Genomic DNA, 20,005 nt, shown 5'->3' with positions numbered 1-20,005 from the left:
CGGCCGGCTAGGCCTCCTGGAGTTCCGCCCGGCGCAGCGCCCGGTGCACGCCCTCCGGGGTGAGTACGCCGACCAGCGCGCCGGAGTCGGGGTCGGTGACCCCGATGCGCCCCGAGTCCTCCTGGAGCAGCGCTGCCAGTGCCTCGCGCAGCGAGGCCCCCAGGGGCACCGAGGCGGTCGGGGCCGGGGCCGGGGCCGCGTCCGGCGCCGCGAGGTCGGCCGGCCCGACGGGGGTGACCGCGAGGCGCTTGAGGCCCCGGTCGGAGCCGACGAAGGAGGCCACGTAGGGGGTGGCGGGGGCGCCGAGGACCGCCGCCGGGGCGGCGAACTGCTCGATGGTGCCGGCGCCGTAGACGGCGATGCGGTCCCCGAGCCGGACGGCCTCCTCCAGGTCGTGCGTGACCAGCAGGATCGTCTTGCGGACCGTCCGCTGGAGGGCGAGGAACTCGTTCTGGAGCCGCTCGCGCACCACCGGGTCGACCGCGCCGAACGGCTCGTCCATCAGCAGCACGGGCGGGTCCGCGGCCAGGGCGCGGGCCACGCCGACGCGCTGGCGCTGGCCGCCCGACAGCTGGTGCGGGTAGCGGCCGCCGTGCACGTCGGGGTCCAGGCCGACGAGTTCGAGCAGCTCGGCCGCCCGCGCCCGGGCCTTGGCCTTCGGGGTGCCGAGCAGCCGGGGGACCGTCGCCGTGTTCTCCAGGACCGTCTTGTGCGGGAACAGCCCGACCTGCTGGATGACGTAGCCGATGCGGCGGCGCAGCTCGACGGGGTCGGCGTCGGCGATGTCCTCGCCGGCCAGCAGGATCCGACCGGAGGTCGGCTCGATCAGCCGGTTGACCATCTTCATGGTGGTCGTCTTGCCGCAGCCCGACGGGCCCACCAGCGTGACCAGCTCGCCTTCCGCCACCTCGAAGGACAGGTCCTCGACGGCCGTGGTGCCGTCGGGGTAGCGCTTGGTCACGTGCTCGAATCGGATCACCCGACCATCCTCCCCCAGGTGCCCGCCCGGACGGGCGAAGGGTTTGTGAGGGGTGTGTTGCGCGTGTGCGAACGATTCCGGCCAATGCCCGTTCGCGGGGTTATGGTCGTTCCCACGGGCGACGGTGAGCGGGGGTGAGGACGTGGCGGAACGAAACTGCCTGGTGGCGAACGACTGGATCTGTTGGGACTACGTCACCTCCCGGGCCCCGGAACTCACCGACGCCACCCTCGAACACGTCTGGATCACGGCCGCCTCGGTCCTCATCGGCCTGGTCGTCGCCGTCCCGCTCGCGCTGCTGGCCCGTCGCGGTCGCCGCTGGGCCGCCCCCGTGCTCGGCCTGACCACCCTGCTGTACACGATCCCCTCGCTCGCGATGTTCTCCCTGCTGCTGCCGTTCTTCGGACTGTCGGCGGCGCTGGTGGTGACGGGGCTGGTGCTCTACTCGCTGACGATCCTGGTCCGCAACGCGATCGCCGGTCTCGAAGCCGTCCCCGAGGAGGTACGGGAGGCGGCGCGCGGCATGGGCTACGGCCCGACCCGCCTGCTGTGGCAGGTCGAACTGCCGTTGGCGCTGCCCACCCTGCTCGCCGGCGTGCGGATCGCGACCGTCTCCACCGTGGCGCTGACCACCGTCGGCTCCATCGTCGGCAAGGGCGGCCTCGGCAACCTGATCGCCCCAGCCGTCAACAGTTCCTTCAAGGCCCAGGTGCTCACCGCCTCGGTGCTGTGCGTGCTGCTCGCGCTCGTCGCCGACCTGCTGCTGCTCGGTGTGCAGCGGCTGCTGACCCCGTGGACCCGGGGCTCCGGTCGACCCGCGCGGACCGCCGGCGGGTCGGCCGCGACGGCCGTGGCGAAGGGGGCCTGAGAGCGTGGGCGTGCCCGCACAGACCTGGGAATGGCTGACGGACGGGGCGAACTGGTCCGGGGAGAGCGGTGTCTGGCACCGGCTGGGCGAGCACGTCTACGTCAGCGGGATCGCCCTCGCCCTCGCCTGCGCGGTGGCCCTGCCCCTCGGACTGTGGCTCGGCCACATCGGCAAGGGCGGCACCCTCGCGGTGAACATCTCCAACATCGGTCGGGCGGTGCCCGTCTTCGCGGTGCTGGCCCTGTTCATGGTCTCCCCGCTGCGCAGCGCGGGCTACCTGCCGACGATCGTCGCGCTGGTGCTGTTCGCCGTGCCACCGCTTTTGACCAACGCCTACGTGGGCATGCGCGAGGTGGACCGCTCGGTGGTGGAGGCCGCCCGGGGCATGGGCATGTCCGGGCGGCAGCTGTTCTGGCGCGTGGAACTGCCCCTGGCGCGGGACCTGGTGATGACCGGGCTGCGCTCGGGCGCCGTGCAGGTCATCGCCACCGCCACCATCGCGGCGATGGTCGGCCAGGGCGGCCTCGGCCGGATCATCACCGCCGGGTTCAACACGTACGACACCCCGCAGGTGGTGGCGGGCGCCCTGCTGGTGGCGCTGCTGGCCCTGCTGGTGGAGGGCGTCCTGGTGGCGGCGGACCGGCTGCTGCCGCGTACCCCGGCCCGCTGAAGGGTCGGGCGCGCCGGGGCGGCGGGCCGCCGCCGAAGAGTCGTAGAAGGTCGTAGAAGAGTGACCACGTCGAAACGGAGCACCTCCATGAGCAAGACCACGCGCGTCGTCGGCGCGTCCCTGGGCGCGTTGGCCCTGACCGTGTCGCTGGCCGCGTGCGGCGGCGAGAGCCTGGAGAAGGCGAAGGACTCGGGTTCCTCCTCCGCCTCCGCCGCCACCCCGGAGGGCGGCGGCAAGGGCAAGCTGGTCATCGGCGCCGCCGGGTTCACCGAGTCCAACGTGCTGGCGGAGCTGTACGCGCAGCTCCTGAGGAACGCCGGCTACGGCACCTCCATCACCACGGTGAGCAACCGCGAGCTGTACGCGCCCTCGCTGGAGAAGGGCGAGATCGACGTCGTCCCCGAGTACGCGGCCACCCTCGCGGAGTTCCTCAACGCCAAGGTGAACGGGCCGAACGCGCCCAAGGACAAGCCGGTCGCCTCCAGCGACGCGGCGGCGACCGTGGCGGCCCTGGAGAAGCTCGCGGCGCCCCTCGGCCTCAAGGCGCTCGCGGTGGGTTCGGCCGTCGACCAGAACGCCTTCGCCGTCTCGAAGGAGTTCGCCGAGAAGAACAACCTGAAGTCCCTTTCGGACCTCGGGAAGTCCGGGCTCAAGGTGAAGATCGCCGCCGGTGACGAATGCGCCGTCCGCCCCTTCTGCGCCCCCGGGTTGGAGAAGACGTACGGGATCTCCGTCTCCGGGATCGACCCCAAGGGCGTCGGCACCCCGCAGGCCAAGCAGGCCGTCAAGGACGGGGTGGACCAGCTGGTGCTGACCACCACCACCGACGCCACCCTGGAGGCTTACGGTCTGGTCCTGCTGGAGGACGACAAGAAGCTCCAGAACGCCGACAACGTCCTGCCCGTGGTGAACGCCAAGGACGCCGGGAGCCCGGAGGTCGCGGCCGCCCTCGACGCCCTGAACAAGGTGCTGACGACCGCCGACCTCGTCGAACTGAACCGCAAGGTGGACGCCGAGCGCGCGAAGCCGGCGGACGTCGCGAAGGCCTACCTGGAGTCCAAGGGCCTTCTGAAGAAGTAGCTTTCGTGCCGGTGGTTACCGGATTGACGTACAAACGCGGGGTAACCGCGCGGCAAGAGATTGCCGGGCGGGTACCCCACGCGTCGCCCACGCCCTGTAAATTTCAGGCCATGCCCCGTGGACGCCACCGCAATCCCGAGCCCCTGCACCGACTTCTCACGCCGACGGCCGTTGCCGGGGTGTCCGTGGCCGGCGCCGGCGCGGCGTGGCTCCTCGCGGAACCCCTGGCCCTGCGCCTGCTCGTGGCCCTCACGGCCGCAGTGGGCGCGGGCGGCGCCGTCCTCATGCGCTCCTGGGACCGGGCCGCCGGTCGCCGGGTCGCGGAACTCGCGCGCGAGCGCGTCAAGGACGAATGGAAGACCGAGGAGCGGATAGCCGAGCTGGAATCCGATCTGGAGGAGGCCCGCGTCCTGCGGGCCAAGCTCGACGCCAAACTGCGGGCCAAGCGCGTCGAGATCGCCGGCCTGCGCGGCGAGCACGCGGCGCTGCTGCGCCGCTACGCCACGGCGGAGACCGAGCGCGCGAGCGCCCTGGAGAAGCGCCGACTGCTGGAGATCGAGGCCCAGTCGGCCCCGACCGGCGCCCCGAAGGAGCTTCCGGCGGTCTCGCAGGAACGTAACGGCGCCGGCGCGCCGACCGCGGTCGGCTACGCCCGGGCCAACGCGGCCATGGCGGCCCTCGTGCGCAAGGCCGAGGCCCAGGAGGCCGCGAAGGCGGCGCGGGCCGCGGAGGCCGCGGAGCGGGCACGCCGGGAGCCGGCCGACGCCGAGACCACCGCCCCCGGCGGGGCCAAGGACCTTGAGCCCGCCGTGAGCACGGGCACCACCGCGCACGCGCGTCCCGGCGCGAGCCCCGTCCCCGCCCCCCGGATCGCGGCGGCCGTGGCCCCGTACGCCGCCCAGCGCCGGTCCGCCTCCCGCGTCGAGGGCGGCTTCGACTTCTTCGGCACGAAGACGGGCGCGCAGGCCCGCGCCGCGATCGAGTCCGTGCAGAACGAGGACCTGGCGGACGTGGTCGGCGCCGAGGCCCTCGCCGTGCACAAGGCGGAGTCGGCGGGCCACGCCGACGAGCCGGAGTTCAAGCCGGTCACGCCCGAACAGCGGGCGGTGGGCCAGGTCATCGACCTGACGGCCCACGACGAGACCGAGCCGATCGACGTCGTCCACCTGCGCACCGCCATCTCGTAGGACGACCCGTCCCGAAGCGTCCGTGAGGCCGTGCCCCCGCCGGGGGCACGGCCTCACGGGTAGGCGAGGACCAGCAGCACCGCCACCGTCTCCAGCAGCAGTTGCGCGCCCAGCGCCCGGCCGCGCATCCGTCGCGGGGCGGCGAGCGCGGCCACCATCGCCGCCGCGGCCGGCCCGCACAGGGCGAGGAAGAAGGCGGAGGGGAAGGGCGTACAGCCGCCGCGCACCAGGCAGGCGGAGCCGGTCTCGGTGGCCAGCACGGCGATCTTCGCGAGGACGAGCGCCGGCAGGAACAGCACGGCGCCCCACACCGCGTACGCGCCGTGCCGCGCCTGCCTCGGGGGCAGGGGCGGGTCGACTTCGAGCGGGTTCTCGGTGGTCCACATCGGCATGGGGCCATCCTGTCCCGGGCCGTCCGGAAGCGGATCCGTGCGCGTACTCAGACCCCGTACTCAGCCACCGGGCCCCTCGTGCGCCCAGCCCAGCCCCGCTCAGCCCCGCCCAGCCCCGCCCCGCGCCCCGGCCTCAGAACAGCGGCAGTTGACCGGGGTGCGGGCCGAGCACGAAGCCGTCCAGCGTCGGCGCGGAGGCGCCGAGCACCACCCGGGCCCGGGAGCCGGGGCAGGACACCAGGTCGCCGCGCCCGCGACCGGTCGGGGGATCGTGGCGGGCGATCCGCCCGGCCGTCACGGCGCAGTCGCGGCCACAGGAGGGGCAGGCCCGTCGGGGTGAGTGGGACATGCCCCAAGTCTGCCCTGCCGCACGGACATCGACCCGTTCAGCCGTCCGCCCGGGAGGCCACCCAGGCCCGGTGCGCCCGGTCGACGCGGTCCCACAGGGCCGCGCGGTCCTCGGGGCCGAGGTCGTCGAGCTCGCGCCCGAAGACCTCGGCCATCGCGGCGTAGAACTCCTCGGGGGTGGTCAGCTCCCGCGGCTCCACCGCGCCCCCGGCGTCCGCGCGGAACAGCATCCGGCCCATGAGCCGGTCCACGCCCCTCCCGCCGCGCCGCAGCATGACGAAGGACTGCCGGAAGGGGGAGTCGTCGGCGGTGGACAGCCGCAGGTGCTCGGCCTCGAAGTCGGCCATCGCGGCCGGCGCGGAGCGGAAGTTCATCACCGGGAAGGGACCGTCGTCCGTGCGCAGGGTCCAGCCGGCCTCCGCGCCGGCGGCGCCGGCGAGCCGCTCCAGGGAGTACCCGAAGGTCTGGGTCCAGCTGCCCTCGCGCAGCGGCAGCGGCTCCAGGGGCCCGTTGCCGAGGCCGACGTCGACGAACCAGGTCGCGCCGTCGACCCGCACGGTCAGGGTGAGGTGGTCGCCGCTGACGCCGCGCGCGGCGGGGTCCGCGTAGACGCCGCCGAGGTGGCGGGTCACGTCGTAGCCGAGCTCCTCCAACAGGGCCGCGAAGGCGCCGTTGAGGTGGAAGCAGTAGCCTCCGCGGCCGGCGGCGAGGCGCCGCACCGACAGCAACGGGTCGATGCCCGGCGGGCGACCGACCTGGATCTCGGTGTTCTCGAACGGGACCCGCTCCAGGTGGGCGCGCTGGAGCGCGAACAACCCCTCCTTCGAAGGGACTCCGGGCTCGGTGACGCCGATCCGGCGGAGGTAGCCGGCGAATACGTCCGTGTACGTACCAAGGGTCATGGGGGCACCCTAGGACGCCCCCGCGGCGCACCGGTCGGGTTTCGGCCCGGACCGTCAGGTCGCACCCCCGCCCCCGCCCCCGGGACGGGACGGGATGGGGCGTGTCGGGTCGGGGCGGCTACGCGTCGATCACTTGTCGATGTCGCCGACGACGAAGAAGAGCGAGCCCAGGATCGACACCATGTCCGCGACCAACTGCCCCGGCAGCAGCACCGACAGGGCCTGGATGTTGTTGTAGGAGGCGCTGCGCAGCTTCAGGCGGTACGGGGTCTTCTCGCCCTTCGACACCAGGTAGTAGCCGTTGATCCCGAGCGGGTTCTCCGTCCACGCGTACGTCGCCCCCTCGGGCGCCTTCAGCACCTTGGGCAGCCGCTGGTTGACGGGCCCCGGCGGCAGCTCCGCCATCCGGTCCAGGCAGGCCACGGCCAGGTCGAGGGCGTTGTGCGTCTGCTCCAGCAGCACCTCGAAGCGGGCCAGGCAGTCGCCCTCGGTGCGGGTGACGACCTTCAGGACGTCCTGGAGCTCGCCGTAGGCCAGGTACGGCTCGTCGCGGCGCAGGTCGAAGTCGACGCCGGAGGCGCGGGCGATGGGCCCGGAGACCCCGTACGCGTGCACCGCCTCCCGCGACAGGACGCCGACGCCGCGCGTACGCCCCCGGAAGATCTCGTTGCCGTGCACGAGGCGGTCGTAGACGTCCATCCGCGTGCGGACGTCGGCGATGGCCTCGCGCGTGCGGCCCAGCCAGCCGGCGGGGAGGTCCTCCTTGAGGCCGCCGACCCGGTTGAACATGTAGTGCATGCGGCCGCCGGAGATCTCCTCCATCACGGCCTGGAGCTCCTCGCGCTCCCGGAACGCGTGGAAGATCGGGGTGATGCCGCCCAGCTCCAGCGGGTACGAGCCGAGGAACATCAGGTGGTTCAGCACCCGGTTCAGCTCGGCGAGGAGCGTACGCATCCACACCGCGCGCTCGGGAACCTCCATGCCGAGCATCCGCTCGACGGCCATGACCACGCCCAGCTCGTTGGAGAACGCGGACAGCCAGTCGTGACGGTTCGCGAGCATCACGATCTGGCGGTAGTCACGGGCCTCGAAGAGCTTCTCGGCACCCCGGTGCATGTACCCGACCACCGGCTCGGCGCTGACGATGCGCTCGCCGTCCAGCACGAGGCGCAGGCGCAGCACGCCGTGGGTGGAAGGGTGCTGCGGTCCGATGTTGAGCACCATGTCGGTGCTCTCCGCCGCGCCGCCGATGCCGACCGTGGTCTCCGTCATGGCCGCATTCTCGCAGTCCTAGGGTGGGCGTATGGAAATCGGGACGACGGGTGAGACGGCGGGCCCCGTGTGGGTGGGACTGCCCGGTGGGTTGCTCACGCTGCGACGGCTGTTGCTGGTGATCTGGACGGGCTCGCTCGCGGTGGCGACGGGGGTGCTGCTGGGGGTCTTCGCCGGCCCGGTCTGGGCGGCCTTCGGGCTGTTCTGGCTCGCCGTCCTGGCCTGGGGGTGGGTGATGCTCGGGCGGAACTGGCGGTCCTGGCGGTACGCCGAACGGGCCGACGACCTGCTGATCAGCCGGGGCGTGCTGTGGCGGGAGCAGACGGTGGTCCCCTACGGCCGGATGCAGCTCGTGGAGGTCACCTCCGGGCCGCTGGAGCGGCGCTTCGGGCTGGCCTCCGTCCAGCTGCACACGGCCGCCGCCGCGTCGGACGCCAAGATCCCCGGCCTGGTGCCGGCGGAGGCCGAGCGGCTGCGGGACCGGTTGACCGAGCTCGGCGAGGCAAGGTCGGCGGGGCTGTGAGCGGCCCCGGGAACGGCCCGACGGACCAGCCGGGCTCCGGCGCCCCTCCGGCGGACGTCGAGGCGCCCGGCGTGACGGGCGGCGAGGTGCACGGCGTGACGGGCGGCGAGGTGCGGGGTGAGGCGGCAGGCGAGGGGGACGCCGGTGGCGCCGGTCACGGCGGCGGCGTCGAACGCCGGCTGCACGTCCTGACCCCGCTGCGCCGCGCCTGGGTGCCCGTCGCCGCGATCGTCGGCATCCTCATGCAGCAGGGCGAGCGCCTCCAGGAATGGATCGGCCCGATGTCGGTGGGGCTGCGCGTGGCCGCGCTGGCCGCGCTACTCCTCGTCTTCGGCACCTACGGCTTCCTCAGCTGGTGGTTCACCCACTACTCCGTCACCGACACCGAGCTGCGCATCCGCACCGGCCTCGTCTTCCGCCGCACCGCCCACATCCGGCTCGACCGCATCCAGGCGGTGGACGTCACGCGCCCGATCCTGGCCCGGGTCGCCGGGGTCGCCAAGCTGCGGCTCGACGTCATCGGCACCGAGGCGAAGGATGAGCTGTCGCTGCTGGACGAACGCCACGCCGTCGCCCTGCGCGCCGAGCTGCTCGCCCGCGCCGCCGGCTTCACCCCCGAGCACGCCACCGTCGTGGGCCAGGCCCCCGAGCGCAGACTGCTCGCGGTCGGCGTGCGCGACCTGGTGGCCTCCCTGCTGCTGAGCCTCGGCGTGTGGGCGGCGCTCGCGGCCGGCGTCACCGCCTCGGCCGTCATGTGGTGGGTCAGCGAGAGCCTGTGGGTGACGCTGGTCGCCGTGGTGCCGCTGCTGGGCGCCGTGTGGGCGGGCAGCGTCGGCCGCTTCCTCGCCGAGTACGACTGGACCGTCGCCGAGTCCCCCGACGGGCTGCGCCTGGACCACGGGCTGCTGGACCGCGCCCACGAGACCGTCCCGCCCGGGCGCGTGCAGACCGTGCGCATCGTGGAACCGCTGCTGTGGCGGCGCCTGGGCTGGGTGCGGGTCGAGCTGGCGGTCGCGGGCTCGAAGAACGACGTACTGGTCCCCGTCGCCCGCCGGGACGCCGCCCACGCGGTGATCGCCCGGGTGCTGCCCGGCGTGGACCTCACGACCCTGGAGTTCAGCCCCTCGCCGTCCACCGGCTCGCGGTGGGTGGTGCCGGTGTGGTGGAAGGGGTACGGGTTGGCCGTCTCGGACGAGGTGTTCGCGGCTCGGCGCGGGCGCCTGTGCCGGCGTACCGAGATCGTCCCGCACGCCAAGGTGCAGAGCGTCCGCCGCTCCCAGGGCCCCTGGGAGCGGGCCCGGGGCGTGGCCGACCTGCACGTCGACACCGGGGCCAACGCCACCGTCACCGCCCGGCTGCGGTCCGCCGCCGAGGCCTCCGCCCTCCTCGACGCGCAGGCCGCCCGCTCCCGCACCTCCCGCGCGGCGGCCCGCCCGGACCGCTGGATGACCTGACGGCACGACGACCCGCCGCCGGGGTCGGGCGGCGGGTCGGGCGGCGGGGTCGGGGCGCCGGTGGCGGGTCCGGCGGCCGGGGTCCGCTACACGCCCCCGGCGCGGACCAGGCCCGTCTCGTAGGCCAGGACAACGACCTGCACGCGGTCGCGCAGGCTCAGCTTGGTCAGGATCCGCCCCACGTGCGTCTTCACGGTGGCCTCCGACAGCACCAGCCGCGCCGCGATCTCCCCGTTCGACAGGCCCTGCGCGACCAGCAGCATGACCTCGCGCTCGCGCTCCGTCAGCCGCTCGATGTCCTTGTTCTCCGGCTCCGCCGCCGTCGTCGGCAGCATCGGGGCGAACCGGTCCAACAGCCGACGCGTCGTCGACGGAGCCACCACCGCGTCCCCGCTGTGCACCGAACGGATCGCCGCCAACAGCTCCGCCGGCGGGACGTCCTTCAGCATGAAACCGCTCGCGCCCGCCTTCAGCCCGGAGAACGCGTACTCGTCCAGGTCGAACGTGGTCAGGATGATCACCTTCGGGTGCTCCGGCGGCTCACAGATGCGCCGCGTCGCCTCGACCCCGTCCAGCCGGGGCATGCGCACGTCCATCAGCACCACGTCCACCTTCGTGGCCCGCAGCACCTCCAACGCCTCCAGGCCGTCCCCGGCCTCGGCGACGACCTCCATGTCCGGCTGGGCGGCGAGCACCATACGGAAGCCGGTACGGAGCAACACCTGGTCGTCGACCAGCATGACTCGGATGGACATCGGTGATTACCTCTACCTCTTCTTGAGCGGGAGCAGGGCACTGATCCGGAAGCCTCCGCCGGGGCGCGGGCCCGCGTCCAGGGTTCCTCCGACCATACCGATGCGCTCCCGCATACCGATCAGACCGTGGCCGGCGCCGTCCGCGCCGCCGTCCTCGTACAGCTCGTGCGCCGCGCCCCGGCCGTCGTCCTCGACCAGCAGACCGAGCCCGTCGTCGAAGTAGACCAGCCGCACGCTCGCCCTCGCGGCGGGGCCGCCGTGCTTGCGCGTGTTCGTCAGCGCCTCCTGCACGATCCGGTACGCCGTCAGCTCGACCCCGCTGGGGAGCTTGCGCGGGGCGCCCTCCACCTCGAAGTCCACCGTCAGCCCGGCCGCCCGCACCTGCTCGACCAACACCTCGATCTGCTCGACGTCCGGCTGCGGCACGTAGTCCTCGGACTCCTGCGGCTCACCGGTGCGCAGCACGCCCAGCAGCCGCCGCATCTCGGCGAGGGCCTGCCGGCCCGTCCCGGAGATCGTCTGGAGGGCCTCCTTGGCCTGCTCCGGAGCCACGTCCATGACGTACGCGGCCCCGTCGGCCTGCACCACCATCACCGACACGTTGTGCGCGACGACGTCGTGCAGCTCGCGGGCGATGCGGGCGCGCTCGGCGGCCACCGCCACCTGGGCCTGCGCCACGCGCTCCTTCTCCAGCCGCTGGTTGCGCTCCACGAGCTGCGCGTAATAGGCGCGCCGGGTGCGCACCGAGTCGCCCATCACCCAGGCCAACGCGAACGGCACCATCAGGAACAGCGTGAAGATGACGGTGTCACTGCCCTTGTCGACCTGTTGCTGGAAGCGCAGCGCGTACAGCGGGGCGGCCGTCAGGCCGAGGCCGAACGCGATCCGCGACATCCGGCGGGAGATGTCCGAGGCCGCCGCCACCGTGTACAGGATGACCAGCATGGCCAGGTCGAAGGTCTGCACCTGGACGCCGAGGGCCAGCTGGTAGGCGCCGGTGGCGACGGCCAGCCAGAACATCTGCAGCGTCCACTTGCGGCGCAGGGCGATGACCGCCGACAGGGTCAGCACGGGGGGCACGGCCGCGAAGCGCTCGGTCGGGCCGGACGGGTTGTCGACGACGCTCAGCAGGGAGAGCCCGAGGAGGAGGACAGCCCAGAGGGTGTCGACGCCCGTCGGGTGTCTGCGGATGAAGTCGTAGAGGCGCTGCACGTAACCCAGCGTAGGGAACTCGGATAGGTGCTGGAGTCAACCACAGGTGCGATCCCTGTGACGGGGGCGTACTCCGCAAGGTGGAGGGTGAACCTAACCTGTGTGTGATGAGCGCTCAAGGTGAGGTCAGGGGCCCGGTCCGGTGGCGCGGCGCGATGGAGGCCGCCCTCTACGGACCCGGCGGGTTCTACGTGCGCCCCGGCGGCCCCGGACCGGCCGGGCACTTCCGCACCTCCGTGCACGCCTCGCCCCTCTACGCGGCGGCCGTGGCCCGGCTCCTGGAGCGCGTGGACGCGCTGCTCGGGCACCCGGACCGGCTCGACCTCGTCGACGTGGGCGCCGGACGGGGCGAACTGACGGCCGGGGTCCTCGCCGCGCTGGACCCGGACACCGCCGCGCGCGTGCGCCCGTACGCCGTCGAGCGCGCGGCCCGGCCCGAGGGGCTCGACCCCCGGATCCGGTGGGTGCCCGAGCCGCCCGAGGGCGCCGCGGGACTGCTCTTCGCGAACGAGTGGCTGGACAACGTCCCGCTCGACGTCGCCGAGGACGGCCGCTACGTCCTGGTCGCCGCCGACGGTACGGAAACCCCCGGCGGGCCCCTCGACGCCGCCGACCGGGCCTGGCTGGAGCGGTGGTGGCCCGACGGCGTCGGGCCCGGCGGGGGCCGGGCGGAGATCGGCAGGCCGCGCGACGAGGCCTGGGCGGCGGCCGTCGCCACCCTGGAGCGGGGCCTGGCGGTGGCCGTGGACTACGCCCACGCCCGCGGGGCCCGGCCCCCCTTCGGCACCCTCACCGGCTTCCGGGACGGCCGCGAGTGCGCGCCCGTCCCGGACGGCACCCGCGACGTCACCGCGCACGTCGCGCTCGACGCCTGCGCGGGGGAGGGCGCCGTCCTCCTCACCCAGCGCGAGGCGCTCACCGCCCTCGGCGTGCACGGCGGCCGGCCCCCGCTGGCGCTGGCCTCCACCGACCCGGTGGGCTACGTACGGGCCCTGTCCGCGGCCGGGGAGGCGGCGGAACTCACCGCCCGCGGCGGACTGGGCGACTTCGGCTGGCTCGTCCAGCCGGTGGGCGTACCGGTCTGGCCGGGACCCTCCGCGGCGTCCGAGGAGACGGGCACGGTCTAGAGGCGCTTGGCGCTGCGCAGGGTGGTCGCGTAGTAGCCGTTGCCGTCCAGGCGGGAGGTGCCGCCCTTGTCGCCGATGGTGGGGCCGTTGGCCTCCTCCCGGCTGGAGATGAAGACCTTGTGCCCGTCGGTGTCGGTGCCCAGGTAGATGCCCGTGTGGTCCAGACGGTCCTTGGTCCGCGCGTCCAGCTTGAAGAACAGCAGGTCACCGGGCTGGATCACGTCGATGGACGTCGGACGGTCCGCCGCGCCCACCCCCTTGAGGGGGATGACGTCCGTCCCCAGCTTCGAGCGGGCCATGCCGTTCGCGGTGCGCGGCAGGCCGGCGCCCGGGGTGTCGTCGGGTATCAGCGGGTAGCGGGCCCGGTATCCGAAGACGGTGCGGATGAAACCGGAGCAGTCCATCGACCGGTAGCGGGCGGTCTGGGGCTGCTTGGTGACCCCGTTGCGGAAGGTGTACGGCTTGCCGAGGTAGTCGAAGAAGTCGGACTGCTCCAGGCGCAGGTCGTTGCCGGCCGAACCGTTCGGGTTGAGCGGCCCGAAGGAGGCGTCGCCCGCGTAGGCCGTGCCCTGCGCGTCCTTGCGGATCGGGGCCTGGTCGCCGTACTGGAAGGCCATCGCGAAGACGTCGTCCTCCTGGCTGCCGAAGTACTTCGCGAACCAGTCCTTGAACCACGTCTGGTTCTCCGCGCCCTGCTTCCACTCCTCCGGCAGCAGGCGCACCCAGTTCTCGGTCACCACCCGCGACTTGGTGTTGGCGGGTTCGGTGAAGGTGCGGCTGGGACCGGTGAGGGTGGCGGTGCGGGCCCCGTCGGTGAAGGTGGCGAGCACCTGCCCGCCGCCGTCGCGCAGCACCGAACGGTCGGGGCCCTGGAGGCGCTCCCACTTCCGCTCCCCGCCGCGGCCCGCCGTCGGGCCGCCCGCGACGTCCTTCTCGGCGACGATCCGCAGGGCGGGCGACTTGGCCTGCTCCTCGGCGCGCAGCGCGTAGGTGAGGTACGCGCTGCCGGCCAGCAGCGCGAGCACGGTGGCCGTGTGCAGCACGGAGCGCGTGCGGCGGCTCTTCGACGGGGCGGCGGTCATACGGGGCTCCGGGGGGGGGGCGGGGTGGGCGGACGGCGGGCGGTCGGGAGTCGGCGGGCTCGGGGCGGCTCAGGCGGCCGGCATGAAGCCGAGGAGGATGCCGGCGGTCAGCACCACGTACGTCATGAGCGTGGCGCCGCCGGTGGCGAGCAGGGTGGCGCCCTTGGGCTGGCGGACCAGCTGGTAGGCGATCAGGCCGGGCACGATGAAGCCGAGGGTCTGGTTCGTGTAGAGCAGCGGGAACTCCATCTGGAGCACGATCACCACGGTGGCCTGGAGCAGGACGCCGAGCAGGACGACGGCGGCGAACAGGCGCTTGCCGTAGAGGATGACGAAGCGCTGTACGACCAGGGTCAGGACGTACGTCAGGGCGGTGACGCCGACGACGAGCGCGGCCCGCTGGAGGTCCTCCAGGAGGGTCAGCGCCAACCAGCCGGGGGTGATCATGCCGCCGGGGGAGAGGTTGGTCGTGAGGTAGCACAGGAGCGAGAAGAGCAGGCCCAGGGCGATGCCGATCGCTGCGATCTCGGGGGTGAGGACGGCGGGGATCAACGGGGCTCTCCGGGTCGGGGCTGGGGGGTGGGCCAGGCGGGTACGGGGGTCGCGGCTTCGATGCCGTAGGGATCGGCGGCCTGCGGCGGGGGCGGCGGCGGGCCGGCCTGGCCGTACGGCTCCCCGGGCCACGGCCCGCCGTGCGGGGCCGGGGGGTTCGGGGCCTGGGCGTAGGGGGTCCGCGGGTACGGCGGCTGCCCGTAGGGGGGCCCTGCGGGCGCGGGCCGGCCGTGCGGGGCCTGCCCGTACGGCTGCTGCCCGTACGCGGGCTGCGGGTGCGGCGGCTGTCCGTAGGGGGGCCCTGCGGTCGTGGGCTGCGGGTACGGCTGTTGTCCGTGCGCGGGCCGCGTGTACGCCGGCGGTCCCTGCGGGGTGTGCGCGTACGGCGCCTGGACGTACGAGCCCCCGGCGTGCGGGGGTTCGGCGTACGGCGCCTGGGCGTACGAGGCCCCGGCGTACGGGGGTTCCGCGTACGGGTCGTGGGCCGGCGGGGCCGGGTTCGCGGGGGCGGGGGCGCCGGCGCGCGGTTCCTCCGCCGAGTCGTCCGCCGGCAGCTCCGCGAGGTGCTCCAGCAGCACCTCGCCCTGGCCGTGGATGTTGCCGATGGCCACCAGCGAGGAGTCCCCGTCGAGGTGCCCCAGCAGCTCGGCCATGAACTCCTCGCCGTCGCGGTGGTCACCACCGAGGTCGACCGCCCGGTCGCGCCACTCGGCGGGGATGGCGTCGATGGCGCTCTTCGCGGGGTGCCCGATCACGAAGACCCGGTCGGGCCGCAGCTCGGGGACGATCGCGCCCATCTGGCCGTTGCGCTCGACCCGGTCCGGGCGGCAGTTGATCACCACGTTGAGGGGGCGGTCCACGGCGCCCAGGTCCAGCAGCTGGTTGATGTTCATCAGCGTGGACTCGGGGTCGTTCGCCGCGAAGACGTTCGCGAACCGCAGCCGCTTGCCGTCCGGCGTCAGGTACCGCTCCACCGACAGCACGCCCGGGTCCGGCGGGGCGTCGTACATGCCCTTCAGGGCGGTGGCGCGGTCGACGCCGAGCAGCTCGGCGACGGTCAGGGCGATGGCCACGTTCTCCTTGAACGTGAACCAGCCGAAGCCGCGCAGCTCCTCGTCGGAGACGGTGTCGGGGTCGGCGTAGATCAGCCGGCAGTCCCGTGCGTCGGCCTCCTCCTGGAGCACGTGGAAACGTTCCTGCTCGGCGGTGACGCAGATCCCGCCGTGCGGCATCGAGCGCGAGAGCGAGCGCGCGATGTCGTCGAGGGTCGGGCCCATCTCGGCGACGTGGTCCTCGCGGACGTTGCACAGGACGCCGATGGTGGACCGGATCAGCTTCGACTGGTTGATCTCCTGGAGCGCCGGCATGACCGCCATGCACTCCATGACCAGGACGTCGGGCCGGTAGGCGGCCGCCCGGCGCACGATGCCGATCTGCTCGACCACGTTGGCGATGCCGAACTTCCGGTACACCGGCTCCTCGGTGGCGTCCGGGTGGATGAACCGGGCCGCGGTGCCGGTGGTCTTCGCGACGGTGGTCAGGTCGCCGCCGCGCAGGGCGCCCGCGCACAGCCTGGTGATGGAGCTCTTGCCGCGGATGCCGTTGACCAGCACCCGCTGGGGGATCCGCTCCAGGTTGGCGAAGTGCCGGCGCTGCTCGACGATGCCGGCGACGAGCATGACGGCGCAGCCGACCAGCAGGACGCAGTAGAGGAAGAGCACGGGTCAGTTCCTTCCGGCCTCGGCCGCTTCGGCCTGCCTGCGCCGTTGCTGTCGCTGCTGTCGTTGCTGGAGCTGTTGGCGCAGGAGTTCCAGGCTTCGGGTCACGGCGCCCACCTCGTCGTGGTTGCGGGGGAACAGGACCGTGCGGCGGTCGCCGTCCGCGAGGGCCTCGGCCTGGCGGGCGAGTTCGCGCAGCGGGCCGACCACGACGATCCGCAACCAGCCCAGGCAGGCGGCGCCGACGGCGAAGCCGAGCAGTCCGGCGAGGACGGTGCGGTTCTGGAGGCTGTACTCGTGGATGGCCAGGCCCTTGACCGACTGCCGGCTGACGACGGTCCAGCCCATCGGCTTGGCCGCGCCGCCGCCGACGAACGGTGCGGCGGCGGCGATGACGTGGTCGCCGTCCGCGCCGCGGTAGAGGACGCCGCCGGGGCGGGGCGCCATGCCGACCTTGAGTGCGGAGCCCTCGACGAGGGCGTCGAGCCGTGCGTCGTCGAGCTTCGCGAAGGCGCGGTAGCCGCTGTTGGAGGCGATGATCCGGTGCTCGGCGTCGACGACGCGGATCTCGCCCAGGCCGGGCCGGCGCAGCAGCGAGTTGAGGAAGTCGATGCGCAGCTCGCCGACGACGGCGGTGCCCTCGCGGCCGGGGATCTCGGCGGTGGCGACGATCACCGGTTCCTTGCCGTCGCCCTCGTGCAGGGCGATGGGTTCCTTGCGGGGCCCCTTGCCCCCGGCCGCCCGCGGGGAGGCGCCCGCGCGGGCGAGGACCGCGCCGGAGCCGTCCACCACGTAGAGGGAGGAGTAGCGCAGGTGCTCGCGGGCGGTGCGTTCCAGGACGGTGGTCATGTGCCCGGGGTCGGTGCCGGCGTCCATCAGGGAGGCCACGGACAGCAGGTCGGCGTGGCCCTCGTTGAGGGCGCGCCGGATCCGGTCGTTGAGGGTGTCGGTGCGTTCGCGCTGGTCGTTGACGAGCTGCTGCGGTACGACGACGTCCTCCCCGGCCCGGTTGACGAGCAGGCCCAGCGGCACGCACCAGGCCAGCAGCAGCACCCCGCACAGCGCGAGGAGCGTACGGGCGCCCACGCGGCGCCTGCGGCGGGGCCGGACGAGGGGGGCGGGGGCGCCGTCGCTGAGGAGTTGGACGCGCAGCCGCTCCAGGGCGCCGGCGATCCGGGCGGCCTCGGCGCCGCGCGGTACGGGCACGGGCCGGGTCAGGGCGCCCGCGGTGAGCCGTCGGCTCTCCAGGAACAGGGCGATCAGCGGGCGCTGCACGGTGGTGACCAGGAGGGCGATGGCCAGGCCGCCGACGAGGAGGAGGGCGCCCGCGAGGGCGAGTCCGGCGAAGGCGTCGGAGGTGCGGGCGGGGTTCTGGGCCACGTTGACCATGGCGACGACGGTCAGGCCCAGGCGGGAGGCGTCGGTGGCGACGCCCGCCTCGGGGCCGGCGAGGCGGGCGTAGCCGGCGGCGGCGCGTTCGCCGCCCCACTGGCCGCCGGTGAGGCTGCCGCTGACCCCGAGGAAGCCGCCCGAGCCGGGCTCCTTGGCGGTGAGGGGGTGCGCGGAGGCCTTCTTCGCGGCGGTCTTCGCGAAGGAGGCGAGCTGTTTGGTGTCGCGTTTGACGTCGGCGCGCTGGAGGTCGGTGAGGACCATCTCGGGCTCGGGGATGCCGTCGTCGCTGAGGACGGCGCCGTCGGGGCCGACGACGGCGATGGCCCGGAAGTCGCCGAGGCTGATGCCGGGGAAGCGCAGGCTGCTGGAGGCGACGAGCAGTTGCTGCGGCTGCCCCTCCCAGGAGAGCAGCGAGAGGGTCAGCAGTCGGGTCTCGCCGTTGGCGAGCTTGACCATGCGGGGGGCGAGGCCGCCCTCGCCGACCAGGGAGGCGCGGTCGATGGCGGTGAGGGGGAGGTTCTCGCCGCGGGCGGCGAGCAGTCGGCCGGAGGCCACCTCGACGACGGCGGTGCCGCGCCACTTCTGGTAGACGCTGCCGATGCGGTCGAGGACGGCGTCGGGGGCGACGGGCTTGCCGGCGGAGAACAGCGAGGCGGCCCGGTCGAGGTCGGTGACGCTCTCGTCGAGGGAGGCGCGCAGGGCGATGGCGCCGTCCTCGGCGAAGTGCTGCTGGGAGGTGAGGACGGCCTCGGGGAGGCGGTCCTCGCGCAGGGTGCCCAGGCTGAACGCGGTGAACCCGGCCAGGACGAGCAGCAGGACCGACAGCACGGTGATCGGCGGTCGGATGCCGCCGAGCAGGGACATGTCGGCCCTGCGGCGGGCCTTGCGTCGCCGCTTGGGGGGAGTGGCGGCCACGGGGGGTCCTTCCTGGCGGGGAGGTGAGGGGGAGCGCGGGCGTCGTACGGGTCGTCCTGCGTCCGGGTCGTCCTGCGTTCGGGCGGGGCGCGTCGGCGGGAGCGGCCGGCGGGGGCGGGCTGCGGGGGCGGGCTAGTCGGGGAGCCTCTTCAGGGGGGCCAGCCCGTCCTTGGCGCCGCCGCGGTTGAGCATGGTGCCCTCGGTGCGTTCGAAGGCCAGTCGGTAGCGGGCGCGCTGTTCGGGGAGCAGCGAGGTGTTGCCGCGCAGGGCGTCGGCGACGTCGACCAGGCGGTGGTCGCGCAGGGGCTTCGGCGCGCCGGCGGGCAGGTCGGATCCCGGGGTGCTCTCGGGGTCCGGCGGGATGTCGGTGAAGGTGGGCACGAAGCGGGCCGTCACGTCCCAGCGGCCGTTCTTCTCGGCGAACTCGAACCAGCCGATGGCGCCCTCCTCGGTCAGTCCGCTGGGGACGTCGTGGCGGGCGAGCTGGTTGCCGAGGCCGTAGGCCACCCAGATCGGGCCCACCTTCTCCATCGGCTGGACGACGTGCGCGTGGTGGCCGATGACCAGGTTGACGCCGGTCTCCTCGGCGATCCTGCGGGCCAGTTCCAGCTGGGGGTTGCTGGGGTTGGGCTGGTGCTCGCGGCCCCAGTGGATCGAGAGGATCACCACCTCCGCGCCGGCGGCGCGGGCCTTCTTCTCGGCGGAGGAGATGGCCTTGAAGTCGGTGAGGTTGGCCAGCCACGGCTTGTCCTTGGGGACCTCGCGGCCGTTGAAGCCGAAGGCGAAGGAGAGCTGGGCGACCTTGACGCCCTTGACGTCCAGGACGAGCGGCCTGGCGGCCTCCTCCTTGTCGCGGGCGGAGCCGGTGTGGCGCAGGCCCTCGCGGTCGAGGGTGTCCAGGGTGCGGTACACGCCCTCGGGGCCGTGGTCGAGGGTGTGGTTGGAGGCCGTGGAGCAGGTGTCGTAGCCGACGTTCTTGATCGCCTTGGCGATCTGCGGCGGAACGAGGAAGTCGGGGTAGGTCTGGAAGGGGCCGTTCGGCTGTCCCAGGACCGGCTCCATGTGGCAGATGCCGAGGTCGGCCTTGGCGACGACCGGCTTGATCCCCGCCATGATCCGGTCGAAGTCGTACCCGGTGCGGCCGGAGGCCTGCGCGTCGCGGGCGGCCTGCTCGGTGAGCTGGGGGTGGATGAGGATGTCGCCGGCGGCGGCGACGGTGAACGAGCGGTTCTTGCCCGTGGCGGGGCGCCCGGGTTCCGGGGCCGCCTCGCCGAGGGGTCCGCAGCCCGCGAGCGCGAGGACCGGCGCGAGGGCGAGGAGCGCGGCGAGGGTCCGGGTGCGGACCTGTCGGGTGGGGCTCGTTTTCACTGGGCTATTTTCAGCCAATGATGAAGGCGGAGCCGACGAAGAAGATGATGATCATTGCGGTGGCTTTCGCCATGATCATTACGGTGGTGCTTTATGTGGCATTTGCACCGTCTCATTCTTCGGAAAAGGGACCTTCACCTTCCGTTTCTGCCTCGAAAATCACTCCGGACCTCATGGAAAGGGTGACTGGATTCACCTCCGGTTTTGGT

At 73.4% G+C, this 20,005-nt stretch carries 19 protein-coding genes; 7 read left to right on the top strand and 12 right to left on the bottom strand.

Going from position 1 to position 20,005, the window contains the following annotated elements; translation table 11 throughout:
* Positions 1–7: 7 nt before the first annotated feature.
* The gene (locus ACZ6ZI_RS08265) at positions 8–979 is read right to left on the bottom strand and encodes an ABC transporter ATP-binding protein (RefSeq protein ID WP_469517857.1); all 972 of its coding nucleotides are present in this window, start codon (positions 977–979) and stop codon (positions 8–10) included.
* A 142-nt stretch (positions 980–1,121) separates the two neighbouring features.
* Between ACZ6ZI_RS08265 and ACZ6ZI_RS08260 the strand changes: the two genes are divergently transcribed.
* The 4 genes from ACZ6ZI_RS08260 to ACZ6ZI_RS08245 all read left to right on the top strand — a co-directional run bounded on the left by ACZ6ZI_RS08260 (position 1,122) and on the right by ACZ6ZI_RS08245 (position 4,784).
* On the top strand, positions 1,122–1,847 hold the full coding sequence (locus tag ACZ6ZI_RS08260) for an ABC transporter permease (protein WP_469517854.1): 726 nt from the start codon (positions 1,122–1,124) through the stop codon (positions 1,845–1,847).
* 4 nt (positions 1,848–1,851) lie between these two features.
* Positions 1,852–2,517, top strand: a complete 666-nt coding sequence (locus ACZ6ZI_RS08255) for an ABC transporter permease (RefSeq protein ID WP_469517850.1) — start codon at positions 1,852–1,854, stop codon at positions 2,515–2,517.
* 87 nt (positions 2,518–2,604) lie between these two features.
* On the top strand, positions 2,605–3,597 hold the full coding sequence (locus ACZ6ZI_RS08250) for an ABC transporter substrate-binding protein (protein ID WP_469517847.1): 993 nt from the start codon (positions 2,605–2,607) through the stop codon (positions 3,595–3,597).
* Between the two features lie 110 nt (positions 3,598–3,707).
* On the top strand, positions 3,708–4,784 hold the full coding sequence (locus ACZ6ZI_RS08245; protein WP_469517844.1) for a coiled-coil domain-containing protein: 1,077 nt from the start codon (positions 3,708–3,710) through the stop codon (positions 4,782–4,784).
* Between the two features lie 53 nt (positions 4,785–4,837).
* Here ACZ6ZI_RS08245 and ACZ6ZI_RS08240 read toward each other — a convergent pair whose 3' ends face one another.
* From ACZ6ZI_RS08240 to ACZ6ZI_RS08225, 4 genes are all read right to left on the bottom strand, one after another.
* A complete protein-coding gene (locus ACZ6ZI_RS08240) occupies positions 4,838–5,176 on the bottom strand; it encodes a hypothetical protein (RefSeq protein WP_469517840.1) in 339 nt (112 codons plus the stop codon).
* 133 nt (positions 5,177–5,309) lie between these two features.
* Positions 5,310–5,525, bottom strand: coding sequence for a hypothetical protein (locus tag ACZ6ZI_RS08235; RefSeq protein ID WP_469517838.1), 216 nt, complete (start codon positions 5,523–5,525; stop codon positions 5,310–5,312).
* A 37-nt stretch (positions 5,526–5,562) separates the two neighbouring features.
* On the bottom strand, positions 5,563–6,426 hold the full coding sequence (locus ACZ6ZI_RS08230; RefSeq protein ID WP_469517835.1) for an arylamine N-acetyltransferase family protein: 864 nt from the start codon (positions 6,424–6,426) through the stop codon (positions 5,563–5,565).
* Between the two features lie 129 nt (positions 6,427–6,555).
* A complete protein-coding gene (locus ACZ6ZI_RS08225) occupies positions 6,556–7,698 on the bottom strand; it encodes an NADH-quinone oxidoreductase subunit D (RefSeq protein ID WP_363063690.1) in 1,143 nt (380 codons plus the stop codon).
* Positions 7,699–7,729: 31 nt separating this feature from the next.
* On the opposite strand from ACZ6ZI_RS08225, the gene ACZ6ZI_RS08220 reads away from it, so the two are divergent.
* Positions 7,730–8,221, top strand: coding sequence for a PH domain-containing protein (locus ACZ6ZI_RS08220; protein WP_363063688.1), 492 nt, complete (start codon positions 7,730–7,732; stop codon positions 8,219–8,221).
* Positions 8,218–9,675, top strand: coding sequence for a PH domain-containing protein (locus tag ACZ6ZI_RS08215; RefSeq protein ID WP_469517831.1), 1,458 nt, complete (start codon positions 8,218–8,220; stop codon positions 9,673–9,675). The genes ACZ6ZI_RS08220 and ACZ6ZI_RS08215 overlap by 4 nt, the downstream gene beginning before the upstream one ends.
* Before the next feature lie 86 nt (positions 9,676–9,761).
* Here ACZ6ZI_RS08215 and ACZ6ZI_RS08210 read toward each other — a convergent pair whose 3' ends face one another.
* Both ACZ6ZI_RS08210 and ACZ6ZI_RS08205 read right to left on the bottom strand, forming a co-directional pair.
* Positions 9,762–10,430 carry a response regulator transcription factor gene (locus ACZ6ZI_RS08210; protein WP_363063686.1) on the bottom strand — a complete coding sequence of 223 codons (669 nt, stop codon included), beginning with the start codon at positions 10,428–10,430 and terminating at the stop codon, positions 9,762–9,764.
* A 12-nt stretch (positions 10,431–10,442) separates the two neighbouring features.
* On the bottom strand, positions 10,443–11,642 hold the full coding sequence (locus ACZ6ZI_RS08205; RefSeq protein ID WP_469517828.1) for a sensor histidine kinase: 1,200 nt from the start codon (positions 11,640–11,642) through the stop codon (positions 10,443–10,445).
* Positions 11,643–11,749: 107 nt separating this feature from the next.
* On the opposite strand from ACZ6ZI_RS08205, the gene ACZ6ZI_RS08200 reads away from it, so the two are divergent.
* Positions 11,750–12,769: an SAM-dependent methyltransferase gene (locus ACZ6ZI_RS08200; protein WP_469517823.1), complete on the top strand. Its 1,020-nt coding sequence runs from the start codon at positions 11,750–11,752 to the stop codon at positions 12,767–12,769.
* Here ACZ6ZI_RS08200 and ACZ6ZI_RS08195 read toward each other — a convergent pair.
* The 5 genes from ACZ6ZI_RS08195 to ACZ6ZI_RS08175 form a co-directional block, all read right to left on the bottom strand.
* On the bottom strand, positions 12,766–13,851 hold the full coding sequence (locus ACZ6ZI_RS08195) for an NlpC/P60 family protein (protein WP_469517820.1): 1,086 nt from the start codon (positions 13,849–13,851) through the stop codon (positions 12,766–12,768). The genes ACZ6ZI_RS08200 and ACZ6ZI_RS08195 overlap by 4 nt on opposite strands.
* Positions 13,852–13,920: 69 nt before the next feature.
* Positions 13,921–14,403, bottom strand: a complete 483-nt coding sequence (locus ACZ6ZI_RS08190) for a poly-gamma-glutamate biosynthesis protein PgsC/CapC (protein ID WP_363063678.1) — start codon at positions 14,401–14,403, stop codon at positions 13,921–13,923.
* Positions 14,400–16,124 (bottom strand): poly-gamma-glutamate synthase PgsB, encoded by a 1,725-nt coding sequence (gene pgsB, locus ACZ6ZI_RS08185; protein ID WP_469517815.1) that lies wholly within the window; start codon positions 16,122–16,124, stop codon positions 14,400–14,402. Before pgsB ends, ACZ6ZI_RS08190 begins: the two co-directional genes overlap by 4 nt.
* 3 nt (positions 16,125–16,127) lie before the next feature.
* Complete coding sequence (locus tag ACZ6ZI_RS08180) at positions 16,128–18,377, bottom strand: HAMP domain-containing protein (protein ID WP_469518640.1); 2,250 nt, start codon at positions 18,375–18,377, stop codon at positions 16,128–16,130.
* A 183-nt stretch (positions 18,378–18,560) separates the two neighbouring features.
* Entirely contained in the window at positions 18,561–19,796 is a 1,236-nt protein-coding gene (locus tag ACZ6ZI_RS08175; protein ID WP_469517812.1) for a CapA family protein, read from the bottom strand.
* Positions 19,797–20,005 lie beyond the last annotated feature (209 nt).

This window comes from Streptomyces sp. NPDC103540 (assembly GCF_055584445.1).
This window is presented reverse-complemented; position numbering and strand designations above follow the sequence as displayed.